The sequence below is a fragment of the Streptomyces specialis genome (genome assembly GCF_001493375.1).
In the GTDB taxonomy this organism is placed as follows: Bacteria; Actinomycetota; Actinomycetes; order Streptomycetales; family Streptomycetaceae; genus Streptomyces; species Streptomyces specialis.
The window spans coordinates 28065-45233 of record NZ_LN929893.1 but is presented as its reverse complement, the minus strand read 5'-3'; the positions used below and the strand labels follow the sequence as shown (position 1 = coordinate 45233).

At 74.0% G+C, this 17169-nt stretch carries 14 protein-coding genes, 3 pseudogenes and 1 riboswitch; of the genes and pseudogenes, 13 read left to right on the top strand and 4 right to left on the bottom strand.

What is annotated here, in order from left to right:
• Positions 1-100: 100 nt before the first annotated feature.
• Positions 101-256 (bottom strand): hypothetical protein, encoded by a 156-nt coding sequence (locus BN2279_RS29290; RefSeq protein WP_159037185.1) that lies wholly within the window; start codon positions 254-256, stop codon positions 101-103.
• Positions 257-332: 76 nt separating this feature from the next.
• Here BN2279_RS29290 and BN2279_RS10005 point away from each other — a divergent pair, with 76 nt between their 5' ends.
• Entirely contained in the window at positions 333-791 is a 459-nt protein-coding gene (locus BN2279_RS10005; protein WP_059008355.1) for a roadblock/LC7 domain-containing protein, read from the top strand.
• 163 nt (positions 792-954) lie between these two features.
• Here the strand turns inward: BN2279_RS10005 and BN2279_RS10000 are convergent, their stop codons facing one another.
• On the bottom strand, positions 955-1671 hold the full coding sequence (locus tag BN2279_RS10000; RefSeq protein WP_059008354.1) for a M15 family metallopeptidase: 717 nt from the start codon (positions 1669-1671) through the stop codon (positions 955-957).
• Between the two features lie 139 nt (positions 1672-1810).
• On the opposite strand from BN2279_RS10000, the gene BN2279_RS09995 reads away from it, so the two are divergent.
• Positions 1811-3871, top strand: a complete 2061-nt coding sequence (locus tag BN2279_RS09995) for an acetoacetate--CoA ligase (RefSeq protein ID WP_059008353.1) — start codon at positions 1811-1813, stop codon at positions 3869-3871.
• 39 nt (positions 3872-3910) lie between these two features.
• A complete protein-coding gene (locus tag BN2279_RS09990; RefSeq protein WP_059008352.1) occupies positions 3911-4804 on the top strand; it encodes a hypothetical protein in 894 nt (297 codons plus the stop codon).
• Positions 4805-5377: 573 nt separating this feature from the next.
• On the opposite strand, the pseudogene ptsP reads toward BN2279_RS09990, so the two are convergent.
• A pseudogene (ptsP, locus tag BN2279_RS09985) lies at positions 5378-7099 on the bottom strand (phosphoenolpyruvate--protein phosphotransferase).
• 161 nt (positions 7100-7260) lie between these two features.
• Here ptsP and BN2279_RS09980 point away from each other — a divergent pair.
• From BN2279_RS09980 to BN2279_RS31460, 10 genes and pseudogenes are all read left to right on the top strand, one after another.
• Complete coding sequence (locus tag BN2279_RS09980; RefSeq protein WP_059008351.1) at positions 7261-7869, top strand: cardiolipin synthase ClsA; 609 nt, start codon at positions 7261-7263, stop codon at positions 7867-7869.
• A gap of 132 nt (positions 7870-8001) precedes the next feature.
• Positions 8002-10497, top strand: a complete 2496-nt coding sequence (locus BN2279_RS09975; RefSeq protein WP_059008350.1) for a mannose-1-phosphate guanyltransferase — start codon at positions 8002-8004, stop codon at positions 10495-10497.
• Between the two features lie 77 nt (positions 10498-10574).
• Positions 10575-11483, top strand: a complete 909-nt coding sequence (locus tag BN2279_RS09970; RefSeq protein ID WP_407702221.1) for a DUF881 domain-containing protein — start codon at positions 10575-10577, stop codon at positions 11481-11483.
• Complete coding sequence (locus BN2279_RS09965; protein WP_059008348.1) at positions 11480-11812, top strand: small basic family protein; 333 nt, start codon at positions 11480-11482, stop codon at positions 11810-11812. Before BN2279_RS09970 ends, BN2279_RS09965 begins: the two co-directional genes overlap by 4 nt.
• A complete protein-coding gene (locus BN2279_RS09960; protein ID WP_059008347.1) occupies positions 11809-12624 on the top strand; it encodes a DUF881 domain-containing protein in 816 nt (271 codons plus the stop codon). The genes BN2279_RS09965 and BN2279_RS09960 overlap by 4 nt, the downstream gene beginning before the upstream one ends.
• Before the next feature lie 335 nt (positions 12625-12959).
• A complete protein-coding gene (locus BN2279_RS30530; RefSeq protein ID WP_059008699.1) occupies positions 12960-13484 on the top strand; it encodes an FHA domain-containing protein in 525 nt (174 codons plus the stop codon).
• 78 nt (positions 13485-13562) lie between these two features.
• Positions 13563-14036, top strand: a complete 474-nt coding sequence (locus tag BN2279_RS09950; protein WP_059008346.1) for a bifunctional nuclease family protein — start codon at positions 13563-13565, stop codon at positions 14034-14036.
• A gap of 143 nt (positions 14037-14179) precedes the next feature.
• On the top strand, positions 14180-14794 hold the full coding sequence (locus BN2279_RS09945) for a MerR family transcriptional regulator (protein WP_059008345.1): 615 nt from the start codon (positions 14180-14182) through the stop codon (positions 14792-14794).
• Between the two features lie 55 nt (positions 14795-14849).
• Positions 14850-15433: pseudogene (locus BN2279_RS31465) on the top strand (Y-family DNA polymerase); the annotation flags it as partial.
• Positions 15434-15544: 111 nt separating this feature from the next.
• Positions 15545-16483 (top strand): annotated as a pseudogene (locus tag BN2279_RS31460) (DinB/UmuC family translesion DNA polymerase); the annotation flags it as partial.
• Here BN2279_RS31460 and BN2279_RS09935 read toward each other — a convergent pair.
• Positions 16387-16776 (bottom strand): PRC-barrel domain-containing protein, encoded by a 390-nt coding sequence (locus BN2279_RS09935; RefSeq protein ID WP_059008344.1) that lies wholly within the window; start codon positions 16774-16776, stop codon positions 16387-16389. The pseudogene BN2279_RS31460 and the gene BN2279_RS09935 overlap by 97 nt on opposite strands.
• Positions 16777-16913: 137 nt before the next feature.
• Positions 16914-17012, top strand: a riboswitch (glycine riboswitch).
• The last annotated feature ends 157 nt before the right edge of the window (positions 17013-17169 follow it).

The window sequence follows — 17169 nt, the reverse complement described above, 5'->3', positions numbered from 1 at the left end:
TTGATGTCAGCACGCTCGCGACCTTTGCATGCGCGACCAGTCAATCTTGAACGCGATCGGACCACCCATCTCAGCTCCCATCACCTCTTCGTCGGCGGCGTCAGGTGTGTATAAGAGGCAGGGCCCACGGCGGGGCGAGCCTCCCCAGCCCGGCGGCCACCCGGCCGCCGACGCCGTACCCGACCTGGACGCCGAGGAGCTGCGCGCCCGGATGGCGGCCCTGCAACGGGGCTGGCAGCGCGGGCGGCAGCAGCACGACCCCGGCGGGGACGGACCCCCGCCGGGCGCCAGACCGTAAGCAGGCCAGACAACGAGAGCCGAAGGCAGGACCGATGACCGCACCGGAGTCCGCGGGTCACGGCGGCACCCCGCAGCACCGCGGTACGCCCCAGGAGAGCGGACAGCTCGACTGGATCCTCGACGAACTCGTCGAGCGCGTGCCCCATGTCCGTCACGCGCTGGTCCTGGCGGCCGACGGCCTGCCCCGGGGCGCCTCCCGCTCCCTGGGCAGAGAGGACGGCGAGCAACTGGCCGCCGTCGCGTCCGGTTTCCACAGCCTCGCGCGCGGCGTCGGCCGGCACTTCGAGACGGGCGCGGTGCGCCAGACCCTCGTCGAGCTGGACGACGCGTTCCTGCTGGTGACCACCGCCGGACAGGGCAGCGCGCTGGCCGTGTTCACCGAGGCCGAGGCCGACATAGGGCAGGTGGCGTACGAGATGGCGCTGCTGGTGAAACGAGTCGGCCCGCAGCTCTCCACCCCGCCCCGCGGCCTCCTCGGTGACCAGGGCTGACGCCGTGTGCGCCGGGTCCGTCCCGGGGATGTCGCGAAAGGGTGACAACTGATCGGTAGGGCGAACCGCTCCCCGGCCCGCCACGTCGGAAGGTGTGACGGCGGCGGGCCCGGGACCTACGGGGGTGGTTCCGGACCGCCGCCGCCTGTCCGGCGGGCGCGCCTCACCGCCGGAGCGCGTCCCGGGACACGGGGAAGTCGAAGTACGTGGCGGGGAACGGTTCCGCCGCGAGGGTGAAGTGCCACCACTCGGTCGGCACCGGGACGAACCCCTCCTCCTCCAGCGCCGACCGCAGCACCCCCCGGGCCCGGCGCGCCGCGCCGTCCACCTCGCGCGAGTCCGGCGCCGACGCCGGGTCGAAGAAGTCGAACGGCGTGCCCATGTCCACCGGTTCGCCCGACCGCCGCACCAGCGTCACGTCCACGGTGGAGCCGCGGCTGTGCCCGGACCTGGCCGCGAGATACCCCTCGTCGAACAGCCGGTCCTTCGGCACCCGGGGATGGAACTCCTCACGCGTGTCCGCGTCCTCCGGTCCCGCCGCCCACCGCAGGAAGTCCGCCACCGCCCGCCGGGGCCGGTAGCAGTCGTACACCAGCAGCCCCAGATCCCGCCGCGCCAGCGCCCGGTGCGCGCGGCGCAGCGCCGACGCGGCGTCGCGGGTCAGCAGGCACTCCGGTTCGCGGTAGCCGTCCACCGGGCGGCCGGTGAAGTTGCGCCGCGAGGCGTACCGCATCTCCTGCCCGATGCCGGGAGCGACGTCCCGCAGCGCGGCGAACTCCGGCGGTGCCGCGTCGCCGCCGGGCGCCGCGCCCGGGGCCGCCGGGCCGCAGAGCGCGCCGAGGAGCCCGGCCAGCACGAGCGGGAGGGGGAGGCGCCGCACCCCTCCAGCTCTACCAGCGCGCACCCGGCCCGGCCATCCGGGGCCCGGCCGGACGGCCGCTCTGGCGCCCGCGCCGGTGAGCTGGCATCGTCCTGCCCAGCCGCGCCACGCGTACCGCCGCACCGCCCGGGGAGCCGCCATGACCACGCCGCACGACGCACCGCCGTTCCCGCCCGGGCCGCTGTGGCGGCCGGGGCCCGAGCGGGCCGCCGAGGCCCGGATCACCCGGTTCCACGCGTACGCCGCGGCGCGGCACGGCGCCCCCGCCCCGCGCCCGGACGATCCGGCCGGGAACTACGCGGCGCTGCACCGCTGGTCCGTCACCGCGCTCGGCCCGTTCTGGCACGCCGTCACCGACTGGTTCGACGTCCGGTTCACCACGCCGTTCGACACGGTGCTGGCCGACGCCACCATGCCCGGAGCCCAGTGGTTCCCCGGCGCCACCCTCAACTACGCCGAGCACGCGCTGCGCGCCGGCGAGGACCCGGCCCGGGCCGGCGAGCCGGCGCTGCTGGCCGTCGACGAGCGGCACGAGCCGCGCCCGGTCACCTGGGCCGAACTGCGCGCCCGGGTCGGCGCCCTGGCCGCCGCGCTGCGCGGCCTGGGCGTGCGGCCAGGCGACCGGGTCAGCGGCTATCTGCCCAACGTTCCCGAGGCCGTCGTCGCGCTGCTGGCCTCCGCCGCCGTCGGCGCCGTGTGGACCTCCTGCGCCCCCGACTTCGGCGCCCGCAGCGTCCTGGACCGCTTCCAGCAGGTCGAGCCCGTCGTCCTGTTCGCGGTCGACGGCTACCGCTACGGCGGCCGGACCCACGACCGCGCCGCCACCGTCGCCGAACTGCGCGCCGGGCTGCCCCCCCTCCGCGCCGTCGTGCACGTCCCGCTGCTGGGCACGCCCGCGCCCGACGGAACCCTGGAGTGGGACGCGCTGGCCGGAACCGGCCCGGCGGACACCGCGCCCGCGCCCGTGTTCACCCCCGTCCCCTTCGACCACCCGCTGTGGGTGCTGTACTCCTCGGGCACCACCGGGCTGCCCAAGGCGATCGTCCACTCCCAGGGCGGCATCCTCGTCGAGCACCTCAAGCAGCTCGGCCTGCACTGCGACCTCGGCCCCGGCGACCGCCTGTTCTGGTACACCTCCACCGGCTGGATGATGTGGAACTTCCTCGTCTCCGGCCTGCTCACCGGCACCACCGTCGTCCTCCACGACGGCAGCCCCGCCTTCCCCGGCCCGGACGCCCAGTGGCGGGTCGCCGAGGCGACCCGCGCCACCCTGTACGGCACCTCCGCGGCCTACGTCCTGGCCTGCGCCAAGGCGGACGTCCACCCGGCGCGCGACCTGGACCTCTCGGCCACCCGCTGCGTGGCCACCACCGGCTCGCCGCTGCCGCCCGACGGGTTCCGCTGGCTTCACGACGAGGCCGGCGGCGGACGGGGCGAGCTGTGGATCGCCTCGGTCAGCGGCGGCACCGACGTGTGCAGTTGCTTCGCCGGGGCCGTACCGACCCTGCCCGTGTGGACGGGCGAGTTGCAGGGCCCGAGCCTCGGCACCGACCTGCGCTCCTGGAGCCCGGACGGCCGGGACCTGACCGACGAGGTCGGCGAACTGGTCGTCACCGCCCCCATGCCGTCGATGCCGGTCCGGTTCTGGAACGACCCGGGCGACGCGCGGTACCGCGACAGCTACTTCGCGATGTTCCCCGGCGTGTGGCGGCACGGCGACTGGACGACCCTCACCTCGCGCGGCACCGTCGTCATCCACGGCCGGTCCGACTCCACGCTCAACCGACAGGGCGTGCGGATGGGGTCGGCCGACCTGTACGAGGTGGTGGAGCGGCTCCCGGAGATCCGCGAGTCCCTGGTCATCGGCCTCGAACGCCCCGACGGCGGGTACTGGATGCCGCTGTTCGTCCACCTGGCCGAGGGCGCCGCGCTGGACGACGCGCTGCGCGACCGGGTCCGCGACGCCATCAGGTCCGCCCTGTCGCCCCGGCACGTGCCCGACGAGATCCTCCAGATCCCCGGCGTCCCGCACACCCTGACGGGCAAACGGCTGGAGATCCCGGTCAAACGCCTCCTCCAGGGCGCGCCCCTGGAGTCCGCGGTCAACCCCGGCTCGGTGGACGACCCGGAACTGCTGCGGTTCTTCGAACGGCTGGTCCGCGACCGGGCCGCTGTCAGTGGCACCGACTACGGTGAGTGACCAAGACGTTCCCATCCGTTCGAAGGGTGAGGGGGAGCCATGGCACACACCGGAAAGCGGGACCCGCGGGGCGCGGACCCGTGGCGCGAGGCGGCCGGCACGGTGGCGGTCGTCCCGGACGAGACCGGATTCGCGCTGATGCGGCGGTACGCGTCGTTCGGTTTCACCGACCACGCCGGGTATCTGCGGCAGATCGAGGCCCTGCTGCGCTCCATGACGGGCCGGCACGGGCACACCAGCGTCGCGCTGTTCGACCCGGTCGGCTTCGCGGAGTTCTGCGAGCGGGAGGGCCTGCCGCCGGACGACCCGGCCAGCCGCGCGCGGTACACGGCGCAGGTCGCCGCCCGCGGCGCCACCGTGCCGTACGAGGGACAGCCCCTGACCCGGCTGGTCCCGGCGCTGCTCGCGGAGCACGTGCGGTGGGAGACCTGGGAGGCGGGCACGGATCTGCTGGCGTCCGCCGGGTCCTGCGCCGCGTGCGGGGCGCCCCAGTCGCGGTGCGCGTTCCGGCGGGCGGCCGGGCTGCTGACGGAGATCCTCCAGCGGGCCGAGCCGGGCGCGCACCACCTGGTGTGCAGCGTGATCGCCGACACCGGCCCGTTGACGGCGGCGGTGACCGCCGCGCGCGGCGCGGACGGCGCGCTGGAGCTGCCGGAGCCCGAGGCGCTGGTGCTGTGCACGCTGCTGGCGGCCGGAGTGGCGACCGGAGCCCCCGGCGGGCTGGTGCTGCGCTCCGGCGCCGGAGCGGCGGGCCACGGCGAGGAGGGGCGCGGCGGGAGCCTCGCCGCCGGCCGGCTGCGGGGCCTGAGCGAGGCAGAGGTCTTCGCGGCGTACTGCACGGACGCCCACACGGGCGAGCCGGTCCCCCCGGAGCACGGCGTGGCCTACCGAAGCGCACCCGACATCCCACCCGGCCCCTGCGCGGAGCCGTGACCGGCCGGATCTGCTGGGGCGCGCCGCACGGACGCCCACACGGGCGAGCCGGTGCGGCCGGAGGGGGGCGTGGTCCAGCGGGGCGCGGCCGACGTTCCGCCCGCCCACTGCGGGGAGCCGTGACCGGCCGGGTCGGTCACGGCGTTCCGCCGGCGCGTGTGGGTGAGGCGGTGGTGCCCGAGTCCGCGTGCCCTACTGGACGCGGCCCGGCCCCTGCGCGGAGCATGGCCGACCGGATCGGCCGTCGCGTTCCTCCGGCGTGCGCGGGTGAGGCCGCGCGGCCGAGCGGTAGGGAGACCCCGGGTGCGGTGGTGCCGGAGCCCGGCGTGGTTCGCCCGGGGGCGCGCGGCCTGGCCTCCGCGCGGAGCTGTGACCGGCCGGATCGGCCACGGCGTTTCCCCTGCGCGCGCATTGGTGAGCCGGTACGGCCGGAGCACGGTATGGGCTACCCAAACGCGGCCGAGGTCCCTCCCGGCCCGGCGGGGGGCCTGGTCGGCCGAGGTGCTCCGGCGGGCGCGCGGGCGAGGCCGTGGTGTCCGGTGGGTGTTCCGTCCGCTTGTCGCGGTCACCGGCTCACGGGTCGGAGAGGATGCCGTGGGCGGCCGTGCGGGCCTGCTCGGCGTCGTCCGTCGCGCGGGCCGCCGCCGCGGCGCGTTCGCACCGGGCCAGGGTGTGCCGGGCCAGCGCGGCGCGCACGGCGGGGATCGCCGCCGCGCCCATCGACAGGCTGGTGACGCCCAGGCCGGTCAGCACGCAGGCCAGCAGCGGGTCGGCGGCGGCCTCGCCGCACACACCGCAGCCCTTGCCCTCGGCCCCGGCCGCCTCGGCGGCCAGCGCGACGAGGTCCAGCAGCGCGGGCTGCCACGGATCCTGGTACCGGGCGACGGCCCCGACCTGCCGGTCGGCCGCGAAGGCGTACTGGGCGAGGTCGTTGGTGCCCAGCGAGAGGAACGCCGCCTCTCGCAGCAGGGCGCGCGCCCGCAGCGCGGCGGCCGGGATCTCGACCATGACGCCGGACGGGACGTGCAGCCCGGCCGCCCGGCACGCGTCGGCGAAGGCCCTGGCGTCGGCCCGGTCCGCGACCATCGGCGCCATGACCGCCAGGGAGACCGGCAGGCCCTCGGCGGCCCGGGCCCGGGCCCCCAACTGGGTGTCCAGCACCCCGGGGTGCGCGAGCAGCGCCCGCAGCCCGCGCACGCCGAGGGCGGGGTTCGGCTCGTCGCCCGGCGTCAGGAACGGCAGCGGCTTGTCCGCCCCCGCGTCCAGCACCCGCACCACCACGCGCCCCTCGGGGAACGCCGCCAGCACCTCCCGGTAGGCGGCTGCCTGCTCCTCCTCCGACGGCGGCCGGTCCCCGCCCCCCAGGAACAGGAACTCCGTGCGGAACAGCCCCACGCCCTCCGCGCCCGCCGCCACGGCGGCGGCGACCTCGCCGGGGCCGGCGATGTTCGCCAGCAGCGGCACCCGGTCACACGCGTCGTAACCCGTCCTCATCCTTCCTCCGCCACCTGCCTGCGTTCTCTTTTCTGACTGTCGCCCCCTCTCCCGCCGTGCTCCCCACTATCCTCTTCGTCGGCCGCGTCAGATGTGTATATGACACAGCTCCTCGCCGCTCGGGTCCACCACGATCTCGCCGGTGGCGCCGTCCACCGCGACGACCGTGCCCTCGGCGATCCGGCCCGCCTCCGGCAGCGCCACCACGGCCGGCACGCCCAGGGCCCGCGCCAGGATCGCGCTGTGACTCGTGGGCCCGCCCTCCTCGGTGACGAAGCCGAGGACCAGCGCCGGATCGAGGAGCGCGGTGTCGGCCGGCGCCAGGTCCCGCGCGATCAGCACGAACGGCTCGTCGCTCTCCGGCACCCCCGGGACCGGCACGCCCAGCAGCCGCGCCACGATCCGGTTCCGCACGTCGTCCAGGTCCGCCACGCGGCCCGCCAGATAGTCACCGGCCTCCGCCAGGAGCGCCCGGTAGGCGGCGAACGCGTCGAAGACCGCGCGCTCCGCCGTGCCGCCCGCCGACACGCGGCGCTCCACGTCGGCCAGCAGCTCGGGGTCGGCGGCCATCAGCGCCTGCGCCTCCAGCACCGCCCGGGCCGTGCCGCCGGCGAGCCCGCCCCGCGCGTTCAGATCGGCGGCCACGGCCCGCGCCGCCCGCCGGGCGCGGTCCAGCTCGCGCGGCGCCGCGTCGGGCGGAATCCGCCCGGCCGGCGGCTCCGGCACCGCCGTACCCATGTGTCTGACCTCGCCGATCGCCACGCCATGGCTCACGCCGACGCCTCGCAGCCTGCTCCGCATGTCACCCGCCTCGCCGTGCCCCAGGAGTGCCGCAGATCACAGAAAAGCCTAGGCCATCCCCTCCTGGCCGCTTCCGGGCGCCCTGCCCCCACCCGCCGGGGGGACGGCGGGTAAGGTCGGACCGCACAGCGTCGGGTCTAGGGATCAGCAGGAGGCGTCCGGTGGAGGTCCAGGAGACGCGCGTGCAGACGGACCGGGTCCTCACGGTCCCGAACATCCTGAGCATGGCCCGGCTGGCGGGCGTGCCCGTCTTCCTCTGGCTCGTCCTCTCCCCGGTTTTCGACGGCCCCGATCTCGACGGCTGGGCCCTGCTGCTCCTCGCCGCCAGCGGGGTCAGCGACTATCTGGACGGCAAACTGGCCCGCCGCTGGAACCAGGTCAGCGCGCTGGGCCGCATCCTGGACCCGGCCGCCGACCGGCTGTACATCCTGTCCACCCTCGTGGGGCTCACCTGGCGCGAGATTCTGCCGGTGTGGCTCACGACACTCCTGCTCGCCCGCGAACTGATGCTCCTGGTGACCGTATGGCGCCTCGACCGGCACGGCTACGCCCCGCCGCAGGTGAATTTCCTCGGGAAGGCCGCGACATTCAACCTGATGTACGCCTTCCCGTTGCTGCTGCTCAGTGACGGAAGTAGCTGGGTGGCATCACTCGCTGCGATTTTCGGATGGGCGTTCGCCGGCTGGGGTACAGCGCTCTACTGGTGGGCAGGGATTCTTTACGTGGTGCAGGTCCGCCGTCTCCTGAAGGCGGACACCACCTCCGACTAGACCGCTCCGGCAGTGACGCGGGGGGCTGGCGCCCGCACGTGCCGCGCATACCGGGGAGCCACCCCGGGCCCAGCCCCTCCGGACGGGCGCGGTCGGAGTGACTGTCGACTCCCCAAGGAGGACACTTCCGATATGAAGGCCGTCGTAATGGCTGGTGGCGAAGGCACCCGGCTTCGTCCGATGACCGCGAGCATGCCCAAGCCGCTGCTGCCCGTGGCCAACCGCCCGATCATGGAGCACGTGCTCCGGCTGCTGAAGCGGCACGGGCTCACCGAGACCGTGGTCACAGTGCAATTCCTCGCCTCCCTCGTGAAGAACTATTTCGGCGACGGTGAGGAACTCGGTATGGACCTCACTTACGCCCATGAAGAAAAGCCACTGGGTACGGCCGGAAGTGTGAAGAATGCCGAGGACGCGCTCAAGGACGACTCGTTCCTGGTGATCTCGGGTGACGCCCTCACCGATTTCGACCTGACCGATCTCATCCGGTACCACCGCGAGCGCGGCGCCCTGGTGACCGTCTGCCTGACCCGGGTGCCCAACCCCCTGGAGTTCGGCATCACCATCGTCGACGAGGACGGACGCGTCGACCGCTTCCTGGAGAAGCCCACCTGGGGACAGGTGTTCTCCGACACGGTGAACACCGGCATCTACGTGATGGAGCCCGAGGTCTTCGACTACGTCGACCCCGACGTCCCCGTCGACTGGTCCGGCGACGTCTTCCCCCGCCTCATGAAGGAGGGCAAGCCGGTCTACGGCTATGTCGCCGAGGGCTACTGGGAGGACGTCGGCACCCACGAGAGCTATGTCAAGGCCCAGGCCGACGTGCTGGAGGGCAAGGTCGACGTCGAGATCGACGGATTCGAGATCTCGCCCGGCGTCTGGATCGCGGAAGGCGCGGAGGTCCACCCCGACGCCAAGCTCAGGGGGCCGCTCTACATCGGTGACTACGCCAAGATCGAGGCCGGCGCGGAAATCCGCGAGCACACGGTCATCGGGTCGAACGTGGTGGTCAAGGCCGATGCCTTCCTGCACAAGGCGGTCGTCCACGACAACGTCTACATCGGTCCCCAGACCAATCTGCGCGGCTGCGTCGTCGGAAAGAACACCGACGTCATGCGCGCGGCCCGGATCGAGGACGGCGCGGTCATCGGCGACGAATGCCTCGTCGGCGAGGAATCCATTGTCCAGGGCAACGTCCGCGTCTACCCGTTCAAGACCGTCGAGGCCGGCGCCTTCGTCAACACGTCGGTCATATGGGAGGCCCGCGGCCAGGCCAACCTCTTCGGCGCCCGCGGCGTCTCCGGCATCCTGAACGTCGAGATCACCCCCGAGCTCGCCGTCCGCCTCGCCAGCGCCTACGCCACCACGCTGAAGAAGGGCTCCACGGTCACCACCGCCCGCGACCACTCCCGCGGCGCGCGCGCCCTCAAGCGCGCCGTCATCTCCGCCCTCCAGGCCAGCGCGATCGACGTCCGCGACCTGGAGAACGTGCCGCTGCCCGTCGCCCGCCAGCAGACGGCGCGCGGCAGCGCCGGCGGCGTCATGATCCGCACCACCCCCGGCGTCCCCGACTCCGTCGACATCATGTTCTTCGACGAGCGGGGCGCCGACCTCTCCGCGGGCGGCCAGCGCAAGCTGGACCGCGTCTACGCCCGCCAGGAGTACCGCCGCGCCTTCCCCGGCGAGATCGGCGACCTGCGGTTCCCCGCCAGCGTCTTCGACGCCTACACCGGTTCGGTGCTGCGCGCCGTCGACACCACCGGGGTGGCCGAGTCCGGGCTGAAGATCGTCGTCGACGCCGCCAACGGCAGCGCCGGCCTCGTGCTGCCCAGCCTGCTGGGCCGGCTCGGCGTGGACGCCCTCACCATCAACCCCGGCCTGGACGAGGCACGCCCCACCGAGACCGCCGACGTCCGCCGCGCGGGCCTGGTGCGGCTCGGCGAGATCGTCGCCTCCGCCCGCGCCGCGTTCGGCGTCCGCTTCGACCCCGTCGGCGAGCGGCTCGCCCTGGTGGACGAGCGCGGCCGGATCATCGAGGACCAGCGCGCCCTGCTGGTCATGCTCGATCTGGTGGCCGCCGAGCGCCGCAGCGGGCGCGTGGCGCTGCCCGTGACCACCACCCGCATCGCCGAGCAGGTCGCCGCCTACCACGGCACCCAGGTCGAGTGGACCACCACCTCGCCCGACGACCTGACCCGGGTCGCCCACAAGGAGGGCTCGGTCTTCGGCGGCGACGGCCAGGGCGGCTTCATCGTCCCCGAGTTCAGCAGCGTCTTCGACGCCACCGCGGCCTTCGCCCGGCTCATCGGCCTGGTGGCGCGCACGCAGCTCTCGCTCAGCCAGATCGACGCGCGCATCCCGCGCGCCCACGTCCTGCGCCGTGACGTCGCCACCCCGTGGGCGATCAAGGGCCTGGTCATGCGGCGCGTCGTGGAGGCGGCCGGGGACCGCTCGATCGACACCACCGACGGCGTGCGCGTGGTGGAGCCGGACGGCCGGTGGGTCCTCGTGCTGCCCGACCCGGCCGAGGCCGTCACCCACCTGTGGGCCGAGGGACCGGACGACGCCGCCGCGCAGGAGCTGCTCGACCACTGGGCGACCGTGGTGGACAGCGCCGAACGGTGACGCCGGGGGCCTGACCCTCCGTCCGGAAGGCCCTTGCCCCAAGGGCCCGTTCGGACCGACGGGGGCGCCGTGGGACGATGTCCGCCATGCCACCGCAGGAGCCCGGACACCGTGCCCCGGCGCGCCCCGACGCCTCCATGTCGCTGCTGACCGCCGTCATGAACCACACCCTCGACGAGGGGTACGCCCAGGCGGCGGCCAGGCGGAAGGCCGAAGGCCGGTCGGACCTGCCGCGCACGACGCGCGCCAGACTCTGGCTGGCCGCCGGCCTGGTGCTGGCGGCTCTCGTCGTCCCCCGGGGCGCCGCCCAGGCGCGCGAGGCCGCCCCCGCCGTCGCCAGGGAGCGGCAGGAACTGCTGGACCGGGTCGAGGCGGGCACCGAGGGCCTGGACGATCTCCAGGCGGAGGTGGACGCGCTGCGCGAGGACGTCGCCGCCCGCCGCCGCGAGGCGCTCGGTCCCGCCGACGCGGACCGGGGCGACCTCGTCGCGCTCCTGGCCGGCGCCACGGCCGTCGAGGGCCCGGGTGTCCAGCTCACCGTCGACGACGCCCAGGACGCGGGGGACAGCGGCTTCTCCGGCACCGGCCGGGTCCGCGACCGTGACCTGCAACGCGTCGTCAACGGTCTGTGGCGGGCCGGTGCCGAGGCCGTGTCCGTCAACGGCAGGCGGCTGACCGCGCTGTCCGCGATCCGCGCCGCCGGCGACGCCGTCCTCGTCGACAACCGGCCCCTCGCCCCGCCCTACACGGTCCTCGCCGTCGGTCCCGGCGACGAGCTGGCCGCCGCGTTCGAGGCGACGGCCGAGGGCCGGTACCTCGACGCGCTCCGCGACGACTACGGCATCAGAACCGCCCTGTCCGTCCGGGACGACCTGAGCCTGCCGGCCGCCCCGGCCCTCACCACGCGTACCGCCCGGCCCGTGCCCGCGCCGGAGGAAGCCGCGACGCCGCAGGCGCGGGCGGCCGAGGAGGAGAACACACCGTGATCGCCGTTCTGGGACTCGCGCTGGGAGTCGTGGTCGGGATCCTCACCCGCCCGGTCGTCCCCACCGGCGTCGAGCCCTACCTGCCCATCGCCGTGGTCGCCGCCCTGGACGCGGTGTTCGGCGGCCTGCGGGCCATGCTGGACGGAGTGTTCGACGACAAGGTGTTCGTCGTGTCGTTCCTGTCGAACGTCACGGTCGCGGCGCTGATCGTCTTCCTCGGCGACAAGCTCGGCGTCGGCGCCCAGCTCTCCACGGGCGTCGTGGTGGTCCTCGGCATCCGGATCTTCTCCAACGCGGCGGCCATCCGCCGCCACGTCTTCGGGGCGTGACCCCGGTGACCGAGGAATCCCCCACGCCCGACGCCACGCCCGACGCCACGACCGATCCCATCCCCGCGCCCGCGCCCGGGCCCGCCGCGCGCCCCACCGGGCGCCGCGCCCTGCTGGCCGTGTTCTGGCCGCCGCGCGCCACCCGGGGCCAGCTCGTCGCCGCCGTGCTGCTCTTCGTGCTCGGCCTGGGCCTGGCCATCCAGGTGCGGGCGGCGGGCAGCGACGAGACCGCGCTGCGCGGCGCCCGCCGCGAGGACCTGGTGCGCATCCTCAGCGACCTCGACGACCGCGCCGCGCGCCTGGAGGACGAGCGCGCCGCGCTCCAGGACCAGCGCACCGAGCTGGAGACCAGCTCCGACCAGGCCGAGGAGGCCAGGCGCCAGGCGCTGGAACGCGAACGGCAGCTCGGCGTCCTGGCCGGCACGGTCGCCGCCGAGGGCCCCGGCGTCACCCTGCGCATCGGTGATCCCTGGGGCACCGTCGAGGCCGATATGCTGCTCGACGCGGTGCAGGAACTGCGCGCCGCGGGCGCCGAGGCCATCCAGATCAACGACGTGCGGATCGTGGCCGACACCTTTTTCGTGAACGACGGCGACGAGGTGGTCATCGACGGCCGCACGGTCGGCGCGCCGTTCCTGGTCGAGGCCATCGGCCGGCCGGAGGATCTGGAACCGGCGCTGAACATTCCCGGGGGCGTGGTGCAGTCCCTGGAGAACGAGCAGGCGGAGGTGGAGGTGGCGCGGCCCGACAAGGTCGTCGTGGACGCCTTGCGATCGGCGGAGCAGCCTGACTACGCTCAGTCGTCGCCGTGACCTGCCGCACCGGGGGCGCCGCGATCACGTGGCGCTCGGTGAGGGAAACTGAACGGGGGCCGGGGACGTTGTCGGAATGTCCGCACGGCCGGTGAGAGACAATGGACCGCCCCGTCCGCAAACGGGCCGGGCTAGGTACGAGGGGATCGCTGGTGAGCTTTTTCGCTAGGTTGTTCGGCAGGCGTCAGAGTGGCGCGCACAGCGCCACACGGCCCCGCGCCCGCCAGCATGGCGAGACGCCGCCGGCGTCCGGTGCCGAGCCGGGCCGCCCGTTGTTCCGTGACGAGGTGGGCGGGTCCGGCGATATAGGCGACCAGCCCACCGGCGCCTTCCAGATGCCCACGTGCCCCCGCTGCGGGCACCGCACCGGCCCCACCAGCCGGTTCTGCTCCAACTGCGGGAACGCGCTGCGGCCCGGGCTCGACGGCTCGTCGGAGACGACCTCGACGATCTCCATCAGCGGCCTGGAGGCGTACGAGGCGGAGATCACCGGCCAGCACCCGTCGCCCGCGCTCTCCCCGGAGGCACAGGCCGCCGTGGAGGCCCTGCCGCCCGGCTCGGCGCTGCTGATCGTGCGCCGCGGGCCGAACTCCGGCAGCCGCTTCCTGCTGGACGGCGACGTGACCACCGCCGGGCGCCATCCGCACAGCGACATCTTCCTGGACGACGTCACGGTCTCCCGCCGTCACGTGGAGTTCCGGCGTCAGCCGGACGGTGGGTTCACGGTGAGTGACGTGGGGAGCCTCAACGGCACCTACGTCAACCGCGAGCCGATCGACTCCGTGATCCTGGCCAACGGCGACGAGGTGCAGATCGGTAAATACCGGCTGGTGTTCTTCGCGAGCCGGCAGGGATTCTGAGCCCCGGGCGTCGCGCGAGCGCCGCGCTGGGGGGTGCTCGACTATCCAAATGCCCCGGGCACCGCCTAGGGTTGCTGTGTGAATCAGCTCGACGTCGTGGGTGTGCGGGTGGAAATGCCCAATAATCAGCCCATCGTGCTCCTCCGTGAGGTCGGCGGCGATCGCTACCTCCCGATCTGGATCGGACCGGGAGAGGCGACCGCCATCGCGTTCGCCCAGCAGGGCATGACCCCTGCCAGGCCGCTGACGCACGACCTGTTCAAGAACGTGCTGGAAGCCGTGGGACAGGAGCTCAGCGCGGTGCGCATCACCGATCTGCGGGACGGGGTCTTCTATGCCGAGCTCGTGTTCGCCAGCGGGGTGGAGGTCAGCGCCCGTCCGTCCGACGCCATAGCGCTGGCGTTGCGCGTCGGTACGCCGATCTACGGCAGTGACGCGGTGCTCGACGACGCGGGGATCATCATCCCCGACGAGCAGGAGGACGAGGTCGAGAGGTTCCGCGAGTTCCTCGACCAGATCTCCCCTGAGGACTTCGGCACGAGCAGCCAGTAGCGGCGCGTGGCGATCGTTGACGCGTCGCGTGTGGATGCCTAGCGTCGGTGGGGCATGTCTTGGGAGGAGCGCTGTGTGCGTGCTCATCGTGACAGCCGGTGAGTGACGGGGACACGGTCGGGGCATGCGGAACGGAGGCCGGCGTGACAGGTAACGGCGACAGCAGAGCGGTCGGCGGCATTCCCGCCCTCCCCGGCGCGCCGGCATCACCCGGACCGAGGCCGTCCGTCGGCCCCCAGGGGCGCGGCGCGCCCGGCCGGCTCGGATATCGCGGGCCCAGTGCCTGCGCCGCCGCCGGGATCACCTACCGCCAGCTCGACTACTGGGCGCGCACCGGCCTGGTGCAGCCCAGCGTCCGCCCGGCCCATGGCTCGGGCTCCCAGCGCCTGTACAGCTTCCGCGACGTGCTGGTGCTGAAGATCGTCAAGCGGCTTCTGGACGCCGGGGTCTCCCTCCAGAGCATCCGGACCGCGGTCGAGGCCCTGCGCTCGGCCGACCTCGCGGAGCTGTCCGACATGACGCTGATGAGCGACGGCGCCACCGTCTACCGCTGCGACTCGCCCGAGGAGCTGGCCGGGTTGCTCCGGGGCGGGCGCGGCCTGTTCGGGATCGCGGTGGGCGCGGTGTGGGGCGATGTGGAAAGTGCCCTGTCGCGGCTCCAGGCGGAGCGGGTCGACACCGGGGAGCCGGTCGTCTCCGGTCACCCGGCGGACGAGCTGGCCCGGCGCCGGCGCGCCCCGGCCGACCGCATCGGCTGACCTATCGGCTGAGCGGGACCCGCCGCTGTCAGACCCCTGGGGCACCATCGACAGGGTGAGGAGCCAGCCGACGATCCTGCACCTCGACATGGACGCCTTCTACGCCTCGGTGGAGCAGGCGGCCAAGCCGAGTCTGCGCGGCAAGCCGGTGATCGTCGGCGGCCTCGGCCCGCGCGGGGTGGTCGCCACCGCCTCCTACGAGGCCCGCCGCTTCGGGGTGCGGTCGGCGATGCCCACGGCCCAGGCCAGGCGGCTCTGTCCGAACGGGGCGTATCTGGTGCCGCGCTTCGGGGTCTACCGGGAGATCAGCGAGATCGTGATGGGCCTGCTGGCCGGGCTGTCCCCGCTGGTGGAGCCGCTGAGTCTGGACGAGGCGTTCGTCGACCTGGCGGCCGGCGGCGCCGCCGCCACCGCCGCGGAGGCGCGCCGCGCCGGGGAGCGGCTGCGGGACGCCATCCGGGAGGCGACGGGGTTGAGCGGCTCGGTGGGCCTGGCCGGTTCCAAGATGCTCGCGAAGATCGCGTCCGAGCGGGCCAAGCCGGACGGTCTGGTCCTCATCCCGCCGGGCACCGAGCGGGAGTTGCTGGCGCCGCTGCCGGTGCGGACGCTGCCCGGCATCGGCCCGGCCACCGCCGAGCTGCTGCGCCGCCCGTGCCCACGAGAACGGCAGAAAAAGCGCATGCCGACTTTTGGGTCCTCATCCCGCCGGGCACCGAGCGGGAGTTGCTGGCGCCGCTGCCGGTGCGGACGCTGCCCGGCATCGGCCCGGCCACCGCCGAGCTGCTGCGCCGGGCGGGGATCACCACCGTCGGGGAGACCGCGCGGGCCGGGGAGGCGGAGCTGCTGCGGCTGCTGGGCAAGGCGCACGGCGCGTCCGTCCACGCCATGGCGAGCGGGGTGGACGAGCGGCCGGTGGTGGCCGACCGGGACCACAAGTCGATCTCCGTGGAGGACACGTTCGACGTGGACGTCACCGACCGGGCCCGGATCCGGTTGGAGGTGGCGCGGCTCGCGGACCGCTGTGTGGGGCGGCTGCGCGCGGCCGGGCGCTCGGGCCGCACAATCGTGCTGAAGGTCAGGAGATATGACTTCTCCACCCTGACCCGCTCCGAGACGCTGCGCGGCCCCACCGACGATCCGGTCGTGGTCAGGGAGGCGGCGGAGCGGCTGCTGGAGGGGGTGGACACGACGGCGGGGGGGCGGGGGCGGGGGGCCGGGGGGCGGGGGGGGGGAGGCCGCCCCGCCGGGGGCGGGGGGGCCGGGGGGCCGGGGCCGGGGTGGGAGCGCCTGCGGCCGTGTGTTTTTGTTCAAGTAAAAGACGGCAAACGAGGTTTCTGCCTGGCTCGTGGGTTCGGAGATGGGTGTAAGAGCCAGGAGCCGGAGGTGCCCCGGCGGTGGCTGCCGGGGCTCGACGTGACGCACGGGCGGTTCGGCGCGGGGTGGGTGCAGGGCAGTGGCGTGGGCCGGGTGACGGTGCGTTTCGAGCGGCCCGGGTCCGGTCCCGGCCGGGTGCGGACCTTCGCCGTGGACGATCCGGAGCTGATCTCCTCCCAGCCGCTGCCGCTGGCGGCCGTCCGGCCCAGCCCGTCCGTTCAGTCCGGCCGGTCGGCGCGGTCGCCGGGGGAGGCCAGCCGGCCGAAGTCCGCGTCGTCGGCCTCGTCGCCGAGGCCGGGGACGTCGAGTCCGTAGTGGTGGTAGAGCCGCAGCTCCTGTTCGGGCGAGAGGTGCCGCCCCACCCCGAAGTCGGGGGCCTCCTTGATCAGGGCCCGTTCGAACGGGACCCGCAGCGCGTCGTCCACCAGCTCGCTCGGCTCCAGCGGCACGAAGGCGTCCCGGGTGAACAGACCGGTGCGCACCGCCGCCCACTCGGGGATTCCGGTGGCGTCGTCGAGATAGACCTCGTCCACCGTGCCGATCTTGGTGCCGTTGCGGTCGAACGCCTTGCGGCCGATCAGGCTCCGCGGGTCGATGTCGGTCTGCACGGTTCCTCCAACTGATCGCCACTCGTCAGCAAAAAGTCCTCTATGACATACGTAAGAGCACATTCCGTCGGCTGGCCAGTCGAGTGGCTCCCCCAGGACCGCGCCCGGGAGGCGCTGGTAGGCTCGAACACGGTTGACGACCTCGTGCGGGAGAGTCCTGGTGTTCATCCGACGCCGGGCGCCGAAGGAGCAAATCCTCCCCGGAATCTCTCAGGCACCCGTACCGCGCGAGGGAAGCCACTCTGGAAAGCAGGACGGTCGCGGAGCCGCACTCCGCCACCGTCCTCACCGACGGTGCAAGCCGTGCCGCGCGAGCGGTGCGGTGAAGCTCTCAGGTCGACATGACAGAGGGGGAGGCCCGCCAGGCACCGCCGCCTGGCACCCCCGCGGGTC